18 protein-coding genes are annotated in these 16,449 nt (G+C 58.1%); 8 read left to right on the top strand and 10 right to left on the bottom strand.

Annotated elements, in window-relative coordinates:
- Nucleotides 1–256, top strand: a 256-nt coding sequence (locus tag ACEQWH_RS04365; RefSeq protein WP_370228496.1) for an amidohydrolase family protein, incomplete at its 5' end; no start/stop codon positions are given.
- Entirely contained in the window at nt 253–1,161 is a 909-nt protein-coding gene (locus tag ACEQWH_RS04370; protein WP_370228497.1) for a GTP-binding protein, read from the top strand. The genes ACEQWH_RS04365 and ACEQWH_RS04370, both read left to right, overlap by 4 nt.
- Before the next feature lie 125 nt (nt 1,162–1,286).
- Here the strand turns inward: ACEQWH_RS04370 and ACEQWH_RS04375 are convergent, their stop codons facing one another.
- Entirely contained in the window at nt 1,287–1,598 is a 312-nt protein-coding gene (locus ACEQWH_RS04375; RefSeq protein ID WP_370228498.1) for an ETC complex I subunit, read from the bottom strand.
- A gap of 556 nt (nt 1,599–2,154) precedes the next feature.
- Between ACEQWH_RS04375 and uvrB the strand changes: the two genes are divergently transcribed.
- Complete coding sequence (uvrB, locus tag ACEQWH_RS04380) at nt 2,155–4,326, top strand: excinuclease ABC subunit UvrB (RefSeq protein WP_370228499.1); 2,172 nt, start codon at nt 2,155–2,157, stop codon at nt 4,324–4,326.
- Between the two features lie 579 nt (nt 4,327–4,905).
- Here the strand turns inward: uvrB and ACEQWH_RS04385 are convergent.
- Together ACEQWH_RS04385 and ACEQWH_RS04390 are read right to left on the bottom strand one after the other, a co-directional pair.
- Complete coding sequence (locus ACEQWH_RS04385) at nt 4,906–5,313, bottom strand: universal stress protein (protein ID WP_370228500.1); 408 nt, start codon at nt 5,311–5,313, stop codon at nt 4,906–4,908.
- A gap of 8 nt (nt 5,314–5,321) precedes the next feature.
- Complete coding sequence (locus tag ACEQWH_RS04390; RefSeq protein WP_370228501.1) at nt 5,322–5,645, bottom strand: antibiotic biosynthesis monooxygenase; 324 nt, start codon at nt 5,643–5,645, stop codon at nt 5,322–5,324.
- Nucleotides 5,646–5,822: 177 nt separating this feature from the next.
- On the opposite strand from ACEQWH_RS04390, the gene ACEQWH_RS04395 reads away from it, so the two are divergent.
- Complete coding sequence (locus tag ACEQWH_RS04395) at nt 5,823–6,143, top strand: hypothetical protein (RefSeq protein WP_370228502.1); 321 nt, start codon at nt 5,823–5,825, stop codon at nt 6,141–6,143.
- A gap of 69 nt (nt 6,144–6,212) precedes the next feature.
- Complete coding sequence (locus tag ACEQWH_RS04400; RefSeq protein ID WP_370228503.1) at nt 6,213–7,178, top strand: LysR family transcriptional regulator; 966 nt, start codon at nt 6,213–6,215, stop codon at nt 7,176–7,178.
- Nucleotides 7,179–7,199: 21 nt separating this feature from the next.
- Here the strand turns inward: ACEQWH_RS04400 and ACEQWH_RS04405 are convergent, their stop codons facing one another.
- Nucleotides 7,200–7,628, bottom strand: a complete 429-nt coding sequence (locus tag ACEQWH_RS04405) for a low molecular weight protein-tyrosine-phosphatase (RefSeq protein ID WP_370228504.1) — start codon at nt 7,626–7,628, stop codon at nt 7,200–7,202.
- Nucleotides 7,629–7,702: 74 nt separating this feature from the next.
- Here ACEQWH_RS04405 and ACEQWH_RS04410 point away from each other — a divergent pair, with 74 nt between their 5' ends.
- Nucleotides 7,703–8,395, top strand: a complete 693-nt coding sequence (locus ACEQWH_RS04410) for an NAD-dependent deacylase (protein WP_370228505.1) — start codon at nt 7,703–7,705, stop codon at nt 8,393–8,395.
- A gap of 36 nt (nt 8,396–8,431) precedes the next feature.
- On the opposite strand, the gene ACEQWH_RS04415 is transcribed toward ACEQWH_RS04410, so the two are convergent.
- The 4 genes from ACEQWH_RS04415 to meaB form a co-directional block, all read right to left on the bottom strand.
- A complete protein-coding gene (locus ACEQWH_RS04415; RefSeq protein ID WP_370228506.1) occupies nt 8,432–8,911 on the bottom strand; it encodes a copper chaperone PCu(A)C in 480 nt (159 codons plus the stop codon).
- A 44-nt stretch (nt 8,912–8,955) separates the two neighbouring features.
- The gene (locus tag ACEQWH_RS04420) at nt 8,956–9,303 is read right to left on the bottom strand and encodes a hypothetical protein (RefSeq protein ID WP_370228507.1); all 348 of its coding nucleotides are present in this window, start codon (nt 9,301–9,303) and stop codon (nt 8,956–8,958) included.
- Between the two features lie 110 nt (nt 9,304–9,413).
- On the bottom strand, nt 9,414–9,704 hold the full coding sequence (gene rpmB / locus ACEQWH_RS04425) for a 50S ribosomal protein L28 (protein ID WP_370228508.1): 291 nt from the start codon (nt 9,702–9,704) through the stop codon (nt 9,414–9,416).
- 191 nt (nt 9,705–9,895) lie between these two features.
- The gene (gene meaB, locus ACEQWH_RS04430) at nt 9,896–10,879 is read right to left on the bottom strand and encodes a methylmalonyl Co-A mutase-associated GTPase MeaB (RefSeq protein WP_370228509.1); all 984 of its coding nucleotides are present in this window, start codon (nt 10,877–10,879) and stop codon (nt 9,896–9,898) included.
- Nucleotides 10,880–11,028: 149 nt separating this feature from the next.
- Here meaB and hrpB point away from each other — a divergent pair, with 149 nt between their 5' ends.
- Entirely contained in the window at nt 11,029–13,464 is a 2,436-nt protein-coding gene (hrpB, locus tag ACEQWH_RS04435; RefSeq protein WP_370228510.1) for an ATP-dependent helicase HrpB, read from the top strand.
- Between the two features lie 47 nt (nt 13,465–13,511).
- On the opposite strand, the gene argF is transcribed toward hrpB, so the two are convergent.
- A complete protein-coding gene (argF, locus tag ACEQWH_RS04440; protein ID WP_370228511.1) occupies nt 13,512–14,438 on the bottom strand; it encodes an ornithine carbamoyltransferase in 927 nt (308 codons plus the stop codon).
- A 10-nt stretch (nt 14,439–14,448) separates the two neighbouring features.
- Nucleotides 14,449–15,627 carry an aspartate aminotransferase family protein gene (locus ACEQWH_RS04445; protein ID WP_370228512.1) on the bottom strand — a complete coding sequence of 393 codons (1,179 nt, stop codon included), beginning with the start codon at nt 15,625–15,627 and terminating at the stop codon, nt 14,449–14,451.
- 303 nt (nt 15,628–15,930) lie between these two features.
- Between ACEQWH_RS04445 and ACEQWH_RS04450 the strand changes: the two genes are divergently transcribed.
- On the top strand, nt 15,931–16,449 hold a 519-nt coding region (locus tag ACEQWH_RS04450; protein WP_370228513.1), incomplete at its 3' end, for an EamA family transporter.

Genomic DNA, 16,449 nt, shown 5'->3' on the forward strand with positions numbered 1-16,449 from the left:
TGCCACAAATCGGAAAACCATGAGCGGCCAGACCCTGGGCCCCGACGAACAGATCACCGTGGACGAAGCGCTTTTTGCGATCACCATGGGCGCGGCCGAAACTCTGAAAATGGAAACAGACGTAGGCTCGATTACGCCCGGCAAATTCGCTGATTTCGCGATCCTATCTGACGACCCCACAGCCGGCCCTGCCGCTGCCCTGAAAGACATCGACATCAAAGGCACGGTCCTTGCCGGGGAGGTGCAGCTGATATGAGCCTGCCTCCCCTCCCCGTTTCTGTCATCGGTGGCTATCTTGGCGCTGGCAAAACGACGCTGATCAATAAGATCCTGTCCGAGGATCACGGCGCGCGCATTCTGGTTCTGGTCAACGACTTTGGCGCGATCAACATCGACGCCAGCCTTTTGATTTCGGCCAAGGACGACACGATCGAGCTGGCCAATGGCTGCGTGTGCTGCACCATGGGATCGGATCTGTTCATGGCGGTCGGCGACGCATTGGATCGAAGGCCCCGCCCAGACCATCTGATCATCGAAGCCAGCGGTGTGGCAGACCCTGCCAAAATCGCAGAAGTCGCGCGCGCAGAGCCAGACCTAAGCTATGCGGGCATTGTCACTGTCGTCGATGGTCTGCGCGTCCGCGACCTGTTGAACGACCCGCAGATCGGCGCGCAAATTCATGGGCAGATTGCCTGTGCGGATCTGCTGATTGTCAGTAAAACACCTTTGGACGACGCCCCCGTTTCAGAGCTGCACGAGATCTCTCCGGTGTCGCTGATTGCGGCAGAGGACGTCAGGTTTGAAAGTATCCTGCTGTCAAATCCCGAGTTCAAAACCCTGCACGTGGGGCACAGCCACTATACCAGCTGGTCACACGAAGGTGCCGAGAGCTGGCGCAAAGAGGATCTAATGGCACTTTTGAACGCTCGGCCAAAGGCGCTTTATCGCGTGAAGGGGCATGTCAGGGGCGATGACGGCACCGGGATGTTGGTGCAGATCGTCGGGCCAGAGGTTTCGGTCACAGCCACAGAGCAGCCGCAACGCACACAATTTGTCGGCATTGGTCTGGCTGACGCGCTGACGGCTGATGTTCTGTCAAACTGGTCTGAGCCCTATTTGCAAGCCACCCAAACCCTGATGGCAGATACGGTCACTGGTTAAGACGGACCGTCGTATGCGCGACCTGGGCCAGCAGAGCCTTGCCTCACCCCAAATAAAAAAGAGCGCCAAACGGCGCTCGCTTTTCTGGGCATCAAGGTCAGGTGACGCGGCAGCCTATGGCGCCATCAATGCGTCCAAGGCGCGCGGCGATCAGGCGCAAAGTTTTCGCCATAGCCTCGCATGCGAATGTTCGGCTTGCGCTTGTGGGGGTCTGTGACCTGAACTTCGATGCCGTGGTCCTTGGCGTAATCCAAAGCCGCTTCTTTCGTGTCAAAAGTCATCTTAACCTGAGACTGCGTGTCGTCTGACCCCGTCCATCCCATCAGCGGATCAATGTCGCGGCTAGAGGCCTGCGCGAATTCCAGCACCCAGGTCTTTGTATTGGCTGTGCCCGACGTCATGGCATTGCGAGCTGGCTGATAGATGCGTGCGATCATTGGGAACTCCTTATTCCTGCCCGCTTTATCCAGAAATTTTCACCGTCGAGCAAGGGGCAAATACGCCTTATCCGCCGCGAAAAACGCGCCTGTGTGCTGTGCCAGAGCTGTCAGGAAAAGGATAGACTTGGTTGCCGTCCAGTCCACGGGGAGCGAGGGGTAAATGTGAACCGAGCAGCAACCAAGCGCTGCTTGCATCGCAGAGTATACGTTGGAATCAAAAAATTGCGCAACCACAACTGGCAATAAAACGCTCCTGTTTTTACATTGTTTTCGCCCAATAAACTAAGGCGCAACCCCTATCGGAACCTTATGTTTCCCATCACCATCCTAATTGTTGTGCATTCCCAAGACCTTCACTTTCTTACGTAGGGTAAAGCACCTTGGGGTCCGCCGAAACTTTCGGTGTGTCGTCCCGCTCAACCACTTTGAGAAAAGCGAACTTTACTGACAAAAAGCGACAGTATTTCGGGTTCGGTGCAAAAGGTTTGCCAGCACGGGCTTGCGCCTGGGTGGAAAGATCGCACATTAGAACACTGAAACAGGAGTGCGCATCGTGCCTTACGCCAATTCTGACAGCAGCCCAAGCAAGTCTAGCCCACGCGAAAAGCTGGAGGGCGGCAAGCAATTTGTGATGGCAACAGAGTTCGATCCCGCAGGCGATCAACCAACCGCCATCGCCGAGCTTAGTCAGGGCGTCAAAGATGGCGAACGCGATCAGGTTCTTTTGGGTGCAACGGGTACGGGCAAGACCTTTACGATGGCGAAAGTCATTGAGGAAACCCAACGCCCAGCAATCATTCTGGCCCCGAATAAAACGCTGGCCGCGCAGCTTTACGGTGAATTCAAAGGCTTCTTTCCAGAGAACTCGGTCGAGTATTTCGTCTCGTTTTATGACTATTACCAACCCGAGGCCTACGTGCCGCGGTCCGACACCTATATCGAGAAAGAAAGCCAGATCAACGAACAGATCGACCGGATGCGCCACTCGGCCACCCGTGCGCTTTTGGAACGCGATGATGTGATTATCGTCGCCTCGGTCAGCTGTATCTATGGCATCGGCTCTGTCGAAACCTATTCGGCAATGACACAGGATCTGGTGGTCGGCAAAGACTATGACCAGCGTCAGGTGATGGCCGATCTGGTCGCGCAACAGTATCGCCGTAATGATCAGGCGTTTCAGCGGGGCTCTTTCAGGGTTCGCGGTGACAGCCTCGAGATTTTCCCAGCCCACCTCGAAGACCGCGCATGGCGGTTGTCCTTTTTTGGCGAAGAACTTGAAGGCATCACGGAATTCGACCCGCTGACGGGCGAGAAGACCGATAGTTTCGAAAAGATCCGCGTCTATGCGAATTCGCACTATGTGACACCGAAACCAACGCTGAATCAGGCTGTGATCAACATCAAGAAAGAGCTGAAAGTCAGGCTCGACCAGCTTGTTGATGACGGCAAGCTGCTCGAAGCTCAGCGGCTTGAGCAACGGACAAACTTTGATATCGAGATGCTCGAGGCGCAGGGCTTTTGCAACGGGATCGAGAACTATTCGCGGTATCTGACTGGTCGCGCACCGGGCGAGCCGCCGCCGACATTGTTTGAATTCATCCCTGACAACGCAATTGTCTTTGCCGATGAAAGCCACGTGTCGGTGCCCCAGATCGGTGGCATGTATCGCGGCGACCACCGACGCAAGTTCACTTTGGCCGAACACGGGTTCCGGCTGCCCTCTTGCATGGACAACCGACCGCTGAAATTCGAAGAATGGGACGCGATGCGACCACAGTCGGTCTTTGTGTCTGCAACGCCCGCTGGTTGGGAACTGGAACAGTCCGGCGGCGTGTTTACCGAACAGGTGATCCGCCCGACGGGGCTTCTGGATCCCGAGGTGGAAATCCGCCCGGTCGAAATGCAGGTGGACGACCTGCTGGACGAGGTGCGCAAGGTCACAGCGCAAGGGTTCAGGACATTGGTCACCACGCTGACCAAACGCATGGCCGAAGACCTGACCGAATATTTGCACGAGCAGGGAATCAAAGTGCGTTATATGCACAGCGATATCGACACACTCGAACGCATCGAAATTTTGCGCGACCTGCGTCTTGGCGCGTTTGACGTGCTGATTGGCATCAACCTGCTGCGCGAGGGTCTGGATATTCCCGAATGCGGATTGGTGGCCATTCTGGACGCTGACAAAGAGGGCTTTTTGCGGTCTGAAACCTCGCTGGTTCAGACCATCGGACGGGCCGCACGGAACGCGGACGGTCGGGTCATCATGTATGCCGACCGGATCACCGGATCGATGGAACGCGCCCTGAAAGAGACCGAGCGTCGGCGCGAGAAACAGATCGCGTATAACCTTGAGCATGGGATCACACCGGCGACGGTAAAAAAGAACGTCGAGGATGTTCTTGCGGGCCTCTATCAAGGGGACACGGATATGAACCGTGTGACGGCCACTATCGACAAACCGATGCATGGCGCGAACCTCGAGGCGCATCTGAACGGGCTGCGTGAGGAAATGCGCAAGGCCGCAGAGAACCTGGAGTTCGAAGAGGCCGCACGTCTGCGCGATGAAGTCAAACGTCTGGAAGCGGTCGATCTGGCGGTTGCGGATGACCCACTGGCGCGTCAGTCCGCCATCGATGCCGCCGCTGATGCGGCCACCAAAGGGCGCTCAACCGCCGGACGGCCCGGCCAGCGCGGCGGAAACGTAAAACGCCGGGGGCGCTAACGCCCCTGGTGCTTGCCGCGGGCACCTTCCCTCGCCGACATCGGTTGTTGTAGCGGGCAATCACCTGAGCATCACAAGATAACCCCTTGAGGCGATTGCCTTTCACGCAACGCGCAAACCCTGCGGCTGCTGTGATCGCGAGTCACGCCCTGTTTGCCAGACAAAACCAGCCCAAAACGCCCTGTCAGAAAGCGGGTCAATCCACCGCATTTCGGTCGGAAACAGGCCTATTTCGGTGTGTTTCGCGACTTATCCACATTCGCCATTTCGAACAGGAATGTTCATTTCATCCACAATAGATTAACTATAGTTTCCAAAATCGAACCAAAATGTGGATAAGTGGCGCTATATCACGAAGATGGAAACAATCCTGCGTGCGCCTACGAAAACGCGCCGAATCCAGCGGGAAAAAGTTATCCACAGAAAGTTAAACTAGGCAAATTCCGAGGCCTGAACAACCAGAAATACCGCTTAATTTCAAGAGATTACAAAGTCCACACTCTCAGACGTCGCTGAGCATGACTTTTCGGGTCACTGTGGGCTCAGAGACACGACAGACACCATGAAAATTTGAGGGAACTAGCGCAGGATATGTACGGCGCAGCTGAGTTGGCGCAAAAGGTTGGCAATCACCTCTACCGATTTTGGCTCGCGCCGGGCTTGCGTACTGACGGACAGGATCACGCAATCCACCGCTTTGGACTGTGCATAGGTCGGGATCACTTGTCCGGGTTTGCCGTTCTGAACCACGCCCTCAACATTGGTGAGGCTGCCGCCAATTTCGGTCAAAGCCGCCTCGATCTGGGCGCGGGTTTCATCCTGATAGCCAAACGGCAGATAGCTGTTTGCATACTCTGGAATGTTCTCCATCACATGCAGCAATGTCACGCGCGTGTCTTCATCCGCCAGACGACGGGCGAGCGCCAGTTTTGGGGCAAGGTCAGCGTCCTCCCCCAACCCGACAGGCATCAGAATATGCGTGTACATCGCAGACCCTAGACCCGATAGGTATCGATCACGTCATACATGACCGGCTCGAAATTCTTGCACATCGCGGAAATTCGACGGTTGCGTTCCCGCATTTCAGGCGTGCGCAGCATGGCCTGAAAGTCTTCCCGCTTTTCCCATTGCGAATAATTTGCGATGCGCGTCTGTGCGTCGTTCACATGCAGTCCAGCCGCAATAAACCCGGGTTGCTTAGAGATAAAACTCGCGTAAGCCTCGTTCAGCTCGTCGATCAGATCCTGACACGTCCCCGGTGTCATTTCGAACGTTGTGATAACTGTCTGGTAATCGTTACGCTTGGCTATGGCTGGCATGTGATCTCCTCTTTCTGAGGCAAGCCTAGCGCGACAAGATACGCATTAGCCACAGATTTTTGACGCGCTGCCCCCAAGGTGGCGCAGTCCCGTGATGTTCAACCTTTAAATGAATGAAAAAATCAGGCATACTGGACCAAACAAAAGCCGCAAAAAGTCGGCGACATGAGGCAAAATATGAGAGACTTCCTGAAAGGCGCCGTGGGCGCTTTGATTATTTCTGTTGTGACATCCACATCTGCCAGCGCCGGCGTCATCGCCAGCGCCTGCGTGCGCTCTGACCGCGAGGCCGCATCGTGGCGCATGTGCAATTGCTGGCAGCATGTGGCGAACCAATCCCTGTCCCGCGCAGATCAACGACTGGCGGCCAAGTTCTTCCGTGACCCGCATATGGCACAGGAAATTCGTCAATCCCGCGCACGATCACACGAGATCTTTTGGGAACGCTACCGCGCGTTCGGAGATACCGCCGAAGTGATGTGCAAAGGCGTCGGGTAAACCTGCCTTTTGCAATTTTACTTTTTTGCGCATAGATTTGGGAAAGCCAAATCTGTGAAAGGCTGACCTATGCTCAAAAAAGGCGTCACGCTGCGCGGCCTCGAGGTGTTCGAAGCAATCGCGACCCACGGGTCTGTGGCCCAGGCTGCCGAGGTCACAGGGCTTAGCCAACCTGCGGTCAGTCAACAGTTGCGCAACCTGGAAGCGGCCTTGGATACGACACTGGTCAACCACGGCACGCGCCCGATGGGTTTGACCCCTGCGGGGCGCAATTTTCTGGGGCGTACACGGTCTGTTTTATCAGAACTGCGCTTGGCCCAGTCAGAGCTGTCGGTGATGGACCTGACCCACCTCACGTCCTTGTCGATCGGGATTATTGATGATGTCGACAACGATGTGACCCCGCGCCTTGTAACGGCGCTGGCAGAAAGTCTGACCAACTGTCGCTTTCGCATGATCACCGCAGCGAGCCACGACATCATCGCAGATATGAAAGACCAGAGCCTGCACCTTGGCGCCGCGGCCAGTCCCGGTGAAGTGCTTGAAGGAATTATAGAATATCCACTTGTCCGTGACCCGTTCATCCTTGTGACACCCACATCCCAAACCCCGCAAGGCAAACCTGTTGAAGCGATCCTCGAGGATCTTCCCTTTCTGCGCTACGAGCGTCGCCAGTTGATCTCACGCCAGGTCGACGCGCATCTGTCGCGATACAAACAGGATCTTGGCGACCGTTTCGAAATCGGCAGCCACATGGCTTTGATGGCCTGTGTTGCGCGCGGCATTGGCTGGACCATTACGACGCCGCTGGGCTTTATGCGCGCCGCCCGTTTTCACGACGATGTTGTGGCGCATCCCCTGCCCTTTGGACAGTTCCACCGGCAGATTTCTCTCTTTGCCAGCGCGGATTGGGCAGACGCAGTGCCGCGCGAGGTCAGCCAAAGCCTTCAGCAATTGGTGGGCGACCGCATGATCGCGCCTTTGGTTCAACAACAACCGTTTCTCAAGGGCGAATTGCGTCTGCTTGGCGGTTGATCAGATTTCAAATCTCTTAACTTACGCGATAGCGTCGTTCAGCCCTTTGGCGCACAGTTCAATCAGATCGAGCGCGCCGTCAAAATCGCGCGTGTAATAGGGATCGGGCACCTCTGTCATCGTGGTCTCGGCGTAATCCGTGAACAGACGCACAGGCGTTTCGTTCCCGGCGGGCCTCAGATCCTCGATGTCTCGGATATTTGCCGCATCCATACCGATGATCAGATCAAAGGCCTGAAAGTCCTGTGCCGTAAACTGACGCGCACGCAGGTCGGAAAAATCGTAGCCTCTGCGGGCGGCGGCATCCAACATTGGGCCATAGGGCGGATCCCCCACATGCCATCCTCCGGTGCCCGCACTGTCCGTTTGAGCCGATGAGATTTCGCGAAACACCCCTTCTGCCGAGGGGCTGCGGCAGATGTTGCCCAGACAGACAAAGAGCACCTTCATTGACCTGATCCTTCATGTCATTGTTCCGCAACCCTAGCGCGCTTACCCGGCAACCACCAGCAAAGGCCCACGCCATGACAAATATCGTTGTTCTCACCGGTGCGGGTATTTCTGCGGAAAGCGGACTTGGCACATTTCGCGACGAAGGCGGGCTTTGGGCGCGGCATCGCATCGAGGACGTCGCCACGCCCGAGGGGTTTGCCCGTGACCCAGAGCTGGTGCATCGCTTTTACAACGCGCGCCGAGAACAGGCGGCCAAAGCAACACCGAACGCCGCGCATCTGGCCCTGGCCGAACTTGAAAAACGCCTTTCGGGAGATCTGTTGATCGTGACGCAAAACGTTGATTCTTTGCATGAAAAAGCTGGCAGCACTGCTGTTTTGCACATGCACGGCAAACTGGCAGGCGCGTTGTGTGGCGCGTGTGACCATCGGTGGGATGCGCCTTTGCTGATGCAGCCGACAGACCTCTGCCCGGCCTGTCACGCGCCCGCGACGCGGCCGGATGTGGTCTGGTTCGGTGAAATCCCCTACGGCATGGCAACTATCGCCGAGGCGCTCAGCAAGGCGGACGTCTTTGTGTCAATCGGCACGTCGGGCGAAGTTTACCCAGCCGCAAATTTCGTGGCCGAGGCCGATCATTTCGGCGCGCATACCATCGAGCTGAACTTAGAGCCCTCGACGGGCGCGTCACGCTTTGCTGAATGCCGATTTGGGCCTGCAACCGAAGTGGTGCCAGCCTGGGTGCGCGAAGAGCTTGAACGATAAGAAGGCCGGGGCGTTCCCGACCTTCTTTCAGGGGCATCAGTGATCGTGGCCGGAATGCCCGTGACCAGCGCCCGCCTTGCGATCCTGATCGACGGGGACCTCGATCACCATGTCACCGGATTTCTCAAATGTCAGCGTAACGGTCAGCACGTCACCTTGCTCCCACGGCGCCTTCAGCCCCATGAACATCACATGATCTGCACCGCGATCCAGCGCGTGCTGCCCCTGTGCAGGGACTACAAAGCCCTCTTCCACATGCAGCATTTGCATGACGCCATCGCCGATTTCCTTGTGCGTGTGCAACTCAACCCGCACTGCAGCGTCAGAGGCGACCGCGATCAACCGGTCCGCCTCGTCACCATGGTTCACGATGGTCATAAAGGCCGCGCCCGCCCGGGCTGCTTTGCCGCCAGAGCGCGCATAGGCGTCTTGGATGGTGATATGAGAGTCGGCAAAGGCCGGAACACCAAAGGAAAATGCGGCAATCGCCGCGAGTGATAGGGATTTGACAGACATATAGGCCTCCTGTCGTGAGGTTTGATTTGAAGTGAGACTTTGGTTCAGATCAATCCCGGAGGGCCTCGCGCGGCGGGCACAGGACGCGGCAGCGACACGACCGCAGAGACGTGCACAAACGACAGCCGGACATAAGACAGCTCGAGCGGACGTGCGGCCTGTGCCTGCGCGATCACCGCGTTTTGCAGCGTCAACGTATAGTCGGGGCAGATGTGGCTGGCGCCTGTTGGCTCGCCGTTTTCATCAATCGCGACCATGACCGGGCTACCGCCCGTGCACAACTCGATAAAGCCGGAGGGCCCCGGCGCACCGCGTGCAATCGCCATGCTGTGCCCTGTCAGGGTCAGCACAGTTATCAAAAGAACTGCGATATGGGCGCGCAATCTGGTCATCACATTCGGTATATCCGCGGCCCACCCTGATTGGAAAGCGACAAAAGGAAACAGCCCCGCCTGAAAACAGACGGGGCCAAATTCACAGTCCTGCGAAGGACGAGATCAGCTTAGGCTTGAGCAGCCTGTGCTTTTGCGATCTCTTTTTTGATCTTCAGAGCGTTGTCAGACAGCTCGCTGTCTTTTGCTTTCGCCATGAACGCATCCAGACCACCGCGGTGATCGACAGTGCGCAGAGCCGACGCAGAGATGCGCAGCTTAACGCCACGGCCCAGCACTTCGGATTGCAGGGTCACGTCGTTCAGGTTCGGCAGGAAGCGACGCTTGGTTTTGTTGTTGGCGTGGCTGACATTGTTGCCAGTCATTGGGCCTTTTCCGGTCAGTTCGCAACGGCGCGACATGGGTTCATCCTCGTGTTTCGGTCAAAAGGCCGTCGGGGCCTTTCAATACAAATGGGCGCCGCTTTGGACAGCGCCCGGAAATTCGTTGGGCGTCTTTAGGCCTGAATCTGGGCGAGGTCAAGTGATTCACGACAGGTAAATGACAATCCCTCAACGCGTTTGGCGAATTTACCAAAGATGCGTTGAAATTCCTATCCCTGCGCAATCTTCAGGGCGCTCAAAACCTGTTCTGCTGCGGCACTTGGGCTTAGGGAATTATCGGCCACTTGCTGGGCCAAACCATTGATTTCCCCCAGTGCTTGCGGCGTCTCAAGCTGTGCAAGAACCGCCTGACGCAACTCTTCTACAAACCAGTGGCGGGCCTGTTCCGATCGACGAGAGTCCCACTGCCCTTCTGCGCGACGCCATGTGACCAGTTCGTTCATCTGCTCCCACGCGTCCTGCAGGCCCTTTTCTTCGATCGCCGAAACGGTCATCGCCTTTGGAAATCCTTCTGGATCCTGCGGGCGCTTGCGCAACAAACGCAAAGCACCTGCGTAATCGGCGCAGGTACGGGTTGCGGTGGCTTTCAGATCGCCGTCGGCCTTGTTGACAAGGATCAGGTCGGCCATCTCCATGATGCCCCGCTTCACGCCTTGCAGCTCGTCGCCGCCAGCAGGCGCAAGCAGCAACAAAAACAGATCCGACATCTCGGCGACAACGGTTTCTGATTGCCCAACCCCGACCGTTTCAATCAGCACGACGTCAAAGGCGGCGGCCTCACACAAGGCGACGGCCTCGCGGGTGCGACGGGCGACCCCGCCAAGGTGGGTTTGACTGGGCGACGGGCGAATAAAGGCGTTTGGATCGCGGCTGAGACGCTCCATGCGGGTCTTGTCGCCAAGGATCGACCCACCGGAACGCGAAGACGACGGGTCAACCGCGAGCACCGCGACGCGCAGGCCCTGCCCCGTCAGAAACATGCCAAAGCTTTCGATGAAGGTGGACTTGCCAACACCCGGCGTGCCCGACAACCCGATCCGGATCGCCTGCCGCCCGGCGGGGCGCAATGCATCCAACAAGGCAGCAGCCTCGGCGCGATGGTCGGCGCGGCCGCTTTCTACCAATGTGATCGCTCGCGCCAAAGCACGGCGATCCTGTTTCAAAATCCTGTCACGAAGCTCTGTAATGTCCATCGTGGTCGTGTTCCTTTGGCTCTTGAGGTGCTTTCTTGCCTGTGCCTGCCGCCCCTGTCCAGTCGGACTTGACCTGCACGCCCCGTCTCGACGCTTTGTCACATGGGATTGACGCTTTACGCCTCTTTGCCCTTGCCCGATAAAGCGGCATGACCGTTCTGCCGATCCAATCCGCAATCCCCGACTTACTGCGCGCGCTGCGCGACAGCGGTCAGGCTGTTCTTCAGGCCCCTCCGGGGGCGGGGAAAACGACGGTCGTTCCGCTGGAAATGCTGCGGGATGGCTTGGTTGACGGCAAGATCATCATGCTTGAACCCAGACGCCTTGCTGCCCGCGCAGCAGCCGAGAGGATGGCGCAGACGCTCGCAGAGCCGGTGGGCGCAACCGTGGGGTATCGCGTGCGCGGGGCCCGCAAAACCTCTCAGGCCACAAAGATCGAGGTGGTCACCGAAGGCATTTTGACACGGATGCTGCAAAGCGATCCCGAGCTGACGGGCATCGGTGCCGTGATATTTGACGAGTTCCACGAACGCTCGCTGAATGCTGATCTGGGCCTCGCCCTATGCCTTGAGGTGCGTGAGGCGCTTCGCGACGACCTGATCCTTTTGGCCATGTCGGCGACTTTGGATGCTGGTCCCGTGGCAGAGCTGATGGGCGGCGCGCCTGTTGTGACCTCGGAAGGGCGCAGCTATCCAGTGACAACGCTCTGGTTGGACAGGCCCATTCGCAAGGACACACGGCTTGAGACAGCCTGCTGTCAGCTTATCGAAAAAGCGGTGGCCGAAACCGAGGGCGGCGTTCTGGTCTTCCTGCCAGGAGAAGGCGAAATTCGGCGCGTTGCGTCCCAAGTGACCCTGCCAGACACCTGCAAGATCCACACGCTTTACGGCGCGATGCCCTTTCAAGCACAGCAAGACGCGATCCGGCCAGCGGATAAGGGCCGCAAAGTGGTGCTGGCGACCTCGATTGCCGAAACCTCGCTGACCATTCAGGACGTTCGCGTTGTCATCGACGCAGGCCGCGCGCGACGGGCGCGATTTGATCCGGGTTCTGGCATGTCCCGTCTGGTGACCGAAAAAGTGACGCGCGCCGAGGCAACCCAGCGGCAGGGCCGCGCCGGACGTGTGGCCGAGGGCGTCTGCTATCGTCTTTGGACCAAGGGAGAGGAAGGCGCGCTTCAGGCCTATCCCCCAGCAGAAATTGAAAGCGCAGACCTCACAGGGCTGGCGCTGGAGCTGGCGCAATGGGGTGCCGAGGCCGCCGATCTTGCGTTTCTGACTGCGCCCAATCCTGCGACCCTGACAGAAGCACGCGCCCTTCTGGGCTTGCTTGGGGCGTTGGACGCGCGCGGACAGATCACCGATCACGGCCGCGCCATCGCCCGCCTGCCCCTGCATCCGCGACTGGCGCATATGCTGATCAAAGCAGGGCGGCAGGCCGCGCCCTTGGCGGCGCTTATGGCGACGCGAGATCCCTTGTCGCGCGGCGCTCCGGTGGACCTTGGTCTCAGGCTCGAGGCCCTGCGTGATCTCAAGAGTTTTGAAGCCCGCCGTCCCTATGGTGTCAATCGCAGCGCGCTCTTTACGGTCCGCGACGAGGTCAAACGGCTGTCCCGCGACCTTGAGGAGTCGTCACCTATGTCGGTCGGAGAAATGGCGGCCCTCGCCTATCCGGACCGCATTGGATTGCACCGCAAAGGGGAAGTCCCCCGCTTTGTTTTAAGTGGCGGCAAAGGGGCGATCTTGCCCGAAGACGATCCGCTGGCAGGTCAACGCCTGATCGTGGCGACAGACCTTGACGGAAATCCCCGAGAGGCAAAAATCCGGCAGGCCGTCGCCATTTCCGACGCAGAATTGCGCGCGGTGTTTGGCGACCAAATCGCCTGGGAGACCTCGTGTCAGTGGTCCAAACGCGAAGGCCGCGTCGTCGCGCGGCGACAGGAACGTCTGGGGGCGATTGCGCTGTCGGATCACATCTGGAAAGACGCCCCCGCCGAAGACATCGCGCAGGCGATGCTTGACGGTGTGCGCGAGATTGGGTTGGTCCTAAGCGATGCCGCCAAACGCTTTGTGGCGCGCGTCAAACTCGCTTCAGACGCAGGCTCTGCGATGCCAGACATGTCCGAGAACGCCTTGCTTGACAGCCTCGAAGACTGGTTGCTGCCCTACTTGGCGGGTGTCAAAACCTCGGCGCAATGGCGCAGTTTTGACTGTCTGGATGCGCTGCGTGCGCGGCTTGATTATGGCCAGATGCAAACGCTGGACCGGCTTGCGCCTGCCAATTTCACGACGCCTTTGGGGAACAAAACCCCGATTGACTATGACGGCGAGCACCCAGAAATCAGCCTGCGTCTGCAAGAGATGTTTGGACAGACGACACACCCAATGGTCGGCAACATGCCTTTGCGGGTCACACTGCTGTCACCCGCGCGACGGCCTGTCCAGACCACTCTGGATATTCCAGGTTTCTGGGCGACGTCCTATGCCGATGTGCGCAAGGACATGCGGGGACGATACCCAAAACACCCCTGGCCCGAAGACCCGACTCAGGCCGCCCCAACCTTGCGCGCAAAACCGCGCAAGTGACTGTTTTTAAATATGTATCGCGTTGAAAATCGCTGCGTTAAGCGGTGCTATTTCCCCAAGCACCAGCGCATCACGGCTTTCTGTGCGTGCAGCCGGTTTTCCGCCTCATCAAAGATCACGGAATGCGGGCCGTCCATCACCTCGGATGTTGCCTCTTCGTCGCGGTGCGCTGGCAAACAGTGCATGAACAGTGAATCTGGGTTGGCATGGCTCATCAGGGCGTCATCGACCTGATAGGGCCGCAACAGATTGTGGCGACGCTCGCGCGCGGATTGGGCGTCATGCATGGATACCCAAGTGTCAGTGACAACAAGATCCGCACCTTCAACAGCCTTCACCGGATCGCGTTCAATCACGACATTGCTGCCCTTGGAGCGCGCAAGCTCCAGGAATTCTGCTTCTGGATCAAGCTGTTCTGGCCCTGTGAAGGTCAGATCAAATCCAAATTGGCCCGCCGCATGTGCAAAACTTGCAAAAACATTGTTGCCGTCACCAGACCAGACGACCTTCTTGCCTTTGATCGGCCCGCGGTGCTCTTCAAAGGTCAGAATATCCGCCATGATCTGACAGGGGTGGGTGCGGTCGGTCAGGCCATTGATGACCGGCACATCGGAATATTCCGCCAGCTCGAGCAGCGTTTGCTCTTCGAAGGTCCGGATCATGATCAGGTCGACATAACGGCTGAGGACGCGGGCGGTGTCTGCGATGGTTTCACCATGGCCAAGCTGCATTTCTTTGCCCGACAGCACCATGGTCTGGCCACCCATCTGGCGCACGCCCACGTCAAAGGACACGCGCGTACGGGTCGATGGTTTTTCAAAGATCAGCGCGACCATGTGGTTGGCCAGCGGCTGGTCCGCATCCGGCGTGCCCTTGGGGACACCTGCGCGCTTGGCCTTCATGTCGCGCGCCATATCGATCATCGATCTCAGGTCAGCAGGATCGGTTTTGTGAATATCAAGGAAATGGGTCATTCTTTGGCCCTTAGTTTGAGTGCGTCAGCGACTGTGCAGCCGCGTCAATGCGCGCCACAGCCTCGGAAATTTCATCTTCAGAGATGTTCAGCGGGGGCAGCAAGCGCACCACGTTGTCAGCCGCAGGCACCGTCACCACAAGGTTGTCATAGCCCGCATTGACCACGTCGACGCAGCCGACCTTACATTTCAGGCCAAGCATCAGACCAGATCCGCGCACGCCTTCAAACACCTCAGGGTTCGCCGCAACCAGTCCTTCCAGCTTTTGCCGCAAAAGACCCGCGCGGCGGTTCACATCGTCCAGAAACTCTGGTGCGGCGACCTCGTCCATCACGGCATTGCCGACAGCACAGGCCAGCGGGTTGCCGCCATAGGTCGAGCCGTGGGTGCCCGCGGTCATACCAGAGGCCGCGTCTTCGGTTGCCAGCACCGCGCCCAAAGGAAAGCCGCCGCCGATGCCTTTGGCGACCATCATGATATCGGGCGTTACCCCCGCCCATTCATGCGCAAAGAGTTTCCCAGTCCGGCCGACGCCACATTGCACCTCGTCCAGGATCAGCAGAACGCCGGCCTCATCACAGATCTCGCGAATGCTGCGCAGATCAGAGTCTGCCATCGGGCGGATGCCACCTTCGCCTTGCACTGGCTCTAGGATCACAGCGGCGGTCGTCTCATCCAGCGCGTTCTTCAACGCCTCGACATCGCCCCAAGGCAGCTGCGTGAAGCCCGGCAGCAATGGACCAAAGCCTTTGGTCATCTTTTCACTGCCTGCCGCGGCGATGCCTGCAGACGAGCGGCCATGGAACGCGCCTTCAAATGCGATGATCTGAGTTTTGTCGGACTGATCTTTGTCATACCAGTATTTGCGCGCCATTTTCACGGCGAGCTCGCAGGACTCTGTCCCGGAATTGGTGAAGAAAACCGTATCAGCAAAGCTGTTTTCCACCAGCTTGGCGGCCAGCGCCTCTTGCTGCGGGATCTGATACAGGTTTGAGACATGCCACAGGGTTTCCGCCTGATGGGTCAGCGCCGCGACCAGTTTCGGATGCGCGTGTCCCAGTACATTCACCGCAATACCTGCGCCCAGATCCAGAAAGCGTCGCCCGTCCGCCTCGATCATCCAGCTGCCTTCGCCTTTGACGAAATTCAAGGGGGCCCGGTTATAAGTCGGTAGAACGGCGGGGATCATAGCTGTGTCCTTTTTCTGGAACGTTGTGCGTGCAACAGCAGACAGGATCTGTCAACGGGTGCGCGCAAGCTTGGGTGTTTTTACAGAGATTTTCGGAGGTTTGGTCAGCCTATAGCCAACACAAGAGGCGCGCCTGCACTTGGGTGCAGGTTGGAATTTATCGCAGTCGTCGGACGCGGATATATGTCGCAAGAATCGCCATAAGCCGCTGATACACGGCCCATGACCGCTTGAGAAGCCACTTTTCTGCCCTCTGTCGCTTTCAGCCTTGCGGCGGTCACGGGATTGGCGCACCACTTGCGCATGCAAATCGCTCCCAATCCCCCTCTTGCCGCTGGCCTGACTGTGCTGGCGTCTTGCTTTGTGGCGGGCACGACTTTGCTGGCAAAGGCATTGGGAACAGACGCGTTGGGCGAACCTCTGCATGCGTTTCAGGTCAGCCATGGCCGCTTTGTGTTTGCGCTTCTGGCAATTGCGCTCGTGACTGCGATCATACGGCCGACCTTCAAGCCGACAAATGTGGGCCTGCACATCGGGCGATCGACGTTTGGCTGGGGCGGCGTGACGCTGATGTTTGCCGCCGCTGCCTTCATTCCTTTGTCTGATGCAACGGCGATCAGCTTTCTTAATCCTGTGATCGGCATGCTGCTGGCCATTCCGTTTCTCGGCGAGCGTATCGGAAAATGGCGCGTGTTGTCGGCGTTGATCGCCTTTAGCGGAGCCATCCTTTTGACGCGCCCCGGATCGGGACTCATCGAGTTGGGCGCGCTTTTGGCGCTGGGATCTGCGGCGCTTTTGGGGGCCGAACTGATCTTCATCAAA

The organism is Cognatishimia sp. (assembly GCF_964229375.1).
In the GTDB taxonomy this organism is placed as follows: domain Bacteria; phylum Pseudomonadota; class Alphaproteobacteria; order Rhodobacterales; family Rhodobacteraceae; genus Cognatishimia.

Coding starts and splice junctions, on each gene's coding strand:
- ACEQWH_RS04370 (WP_370228497.1), top strand. CDS start 253: ATGAGCCTGCCTCCCCTCCCCGTTTCTGTCATCGGTGGCTATCTTGGC.
- ACEQWH_RS04375 (WP_370228498.1), bottom strand. CDS start 1,598: ATGATCGCACGCATCTATCAGCCAGCTCGCAATGCCATGACGTCGGGC.
- ACEQWH_RS04385 (WP_370228500.1), bottom strand. CDS start 5,313: ATGTACACGCATATTCTGATGCCTGTCGGGTTGGGGGAGGACGCTGAC.
- ACEQWH_RS04390 (WP_370228501.1), bottom strand. CDS start 5,645: ATGCCAGCCATAGCCAAGCGTAACGATTACCAGACAGTTATCACAACG.
- ACEQWH_RS04395 (WP_370228502.1), top strand. CDS start 5,823: ATGAGAGACTTCCTGAAAGGCGCCGTGGGCGCTTTGATTATTTCTGTT.
- ACEQWH_RS04400 (WP_370228503.1), top strand. CDS start 6,213: ATGCTCAAAAAAGGCGTCACGCTGCGCGGCCTCGAGGTGTTCGAAGCA.
- ACEQWH_RS04405 (WP_370228504.1), bottom strand. CDS start 7,628: ATGAAGGTGCTCTTTGTCTGTCTGGGCAACATCTGCCGCAGCCCCTCG.
- ACEQWH_RS04410 (WP_370228505.1), top strand. CDS start 7,703: ATGACAAATATCGTTGTTCTCACCGGTGCGGGTATTTCTGCGGAAAGC.
- ACEQWH_RS04415 (WP_370228506.1), bottom strand. CDS start 8,911: ATGTCTGTCAAATCCCTATCACTCGCGGCGATTGCCGCATTTTCCTTT.
- ACEQWH_RS04420 (WP_370228507.1), bottom strand. CDS start 9,303: ATGACCAGATTGCGCGCCCATATCGCAGTTCTTTTGATAACTGTGCTG.
- rpmB (WP_370228508.1), bottom strand. CDS start 9,704: ATGTCGCGCCGTTGCGAACTGACCGGAAAAGGCCCAATGACTGGCAAC.
- meaB (WP_370228509.1), bottom strand. CDS start 10,879: ATGGACATTACAGAGCTTCGTGACAGGATTTTGAAACAGGATCGCCGT.
- hrpB (WP_370228510.1), top strand. CDS start 11,029: ATGACCGTTCTGCCGATCCAATCCGCAATCCCCGACTTACTGCGCGCG.
- argF (WP_370228511.1), bottom strand. CDS start 14,438: ATGACCCATTTCCTTGATATTCACAAAACCGATCCTGCTGACCTGAGA.
- ACEQWH_RS04445 (WP_370228512.1), bottom strand. CDS start 15,627: ATGATCCCCGCCGTTCTACCGACTTATAACCGGGCCCCCTTGAATTTC.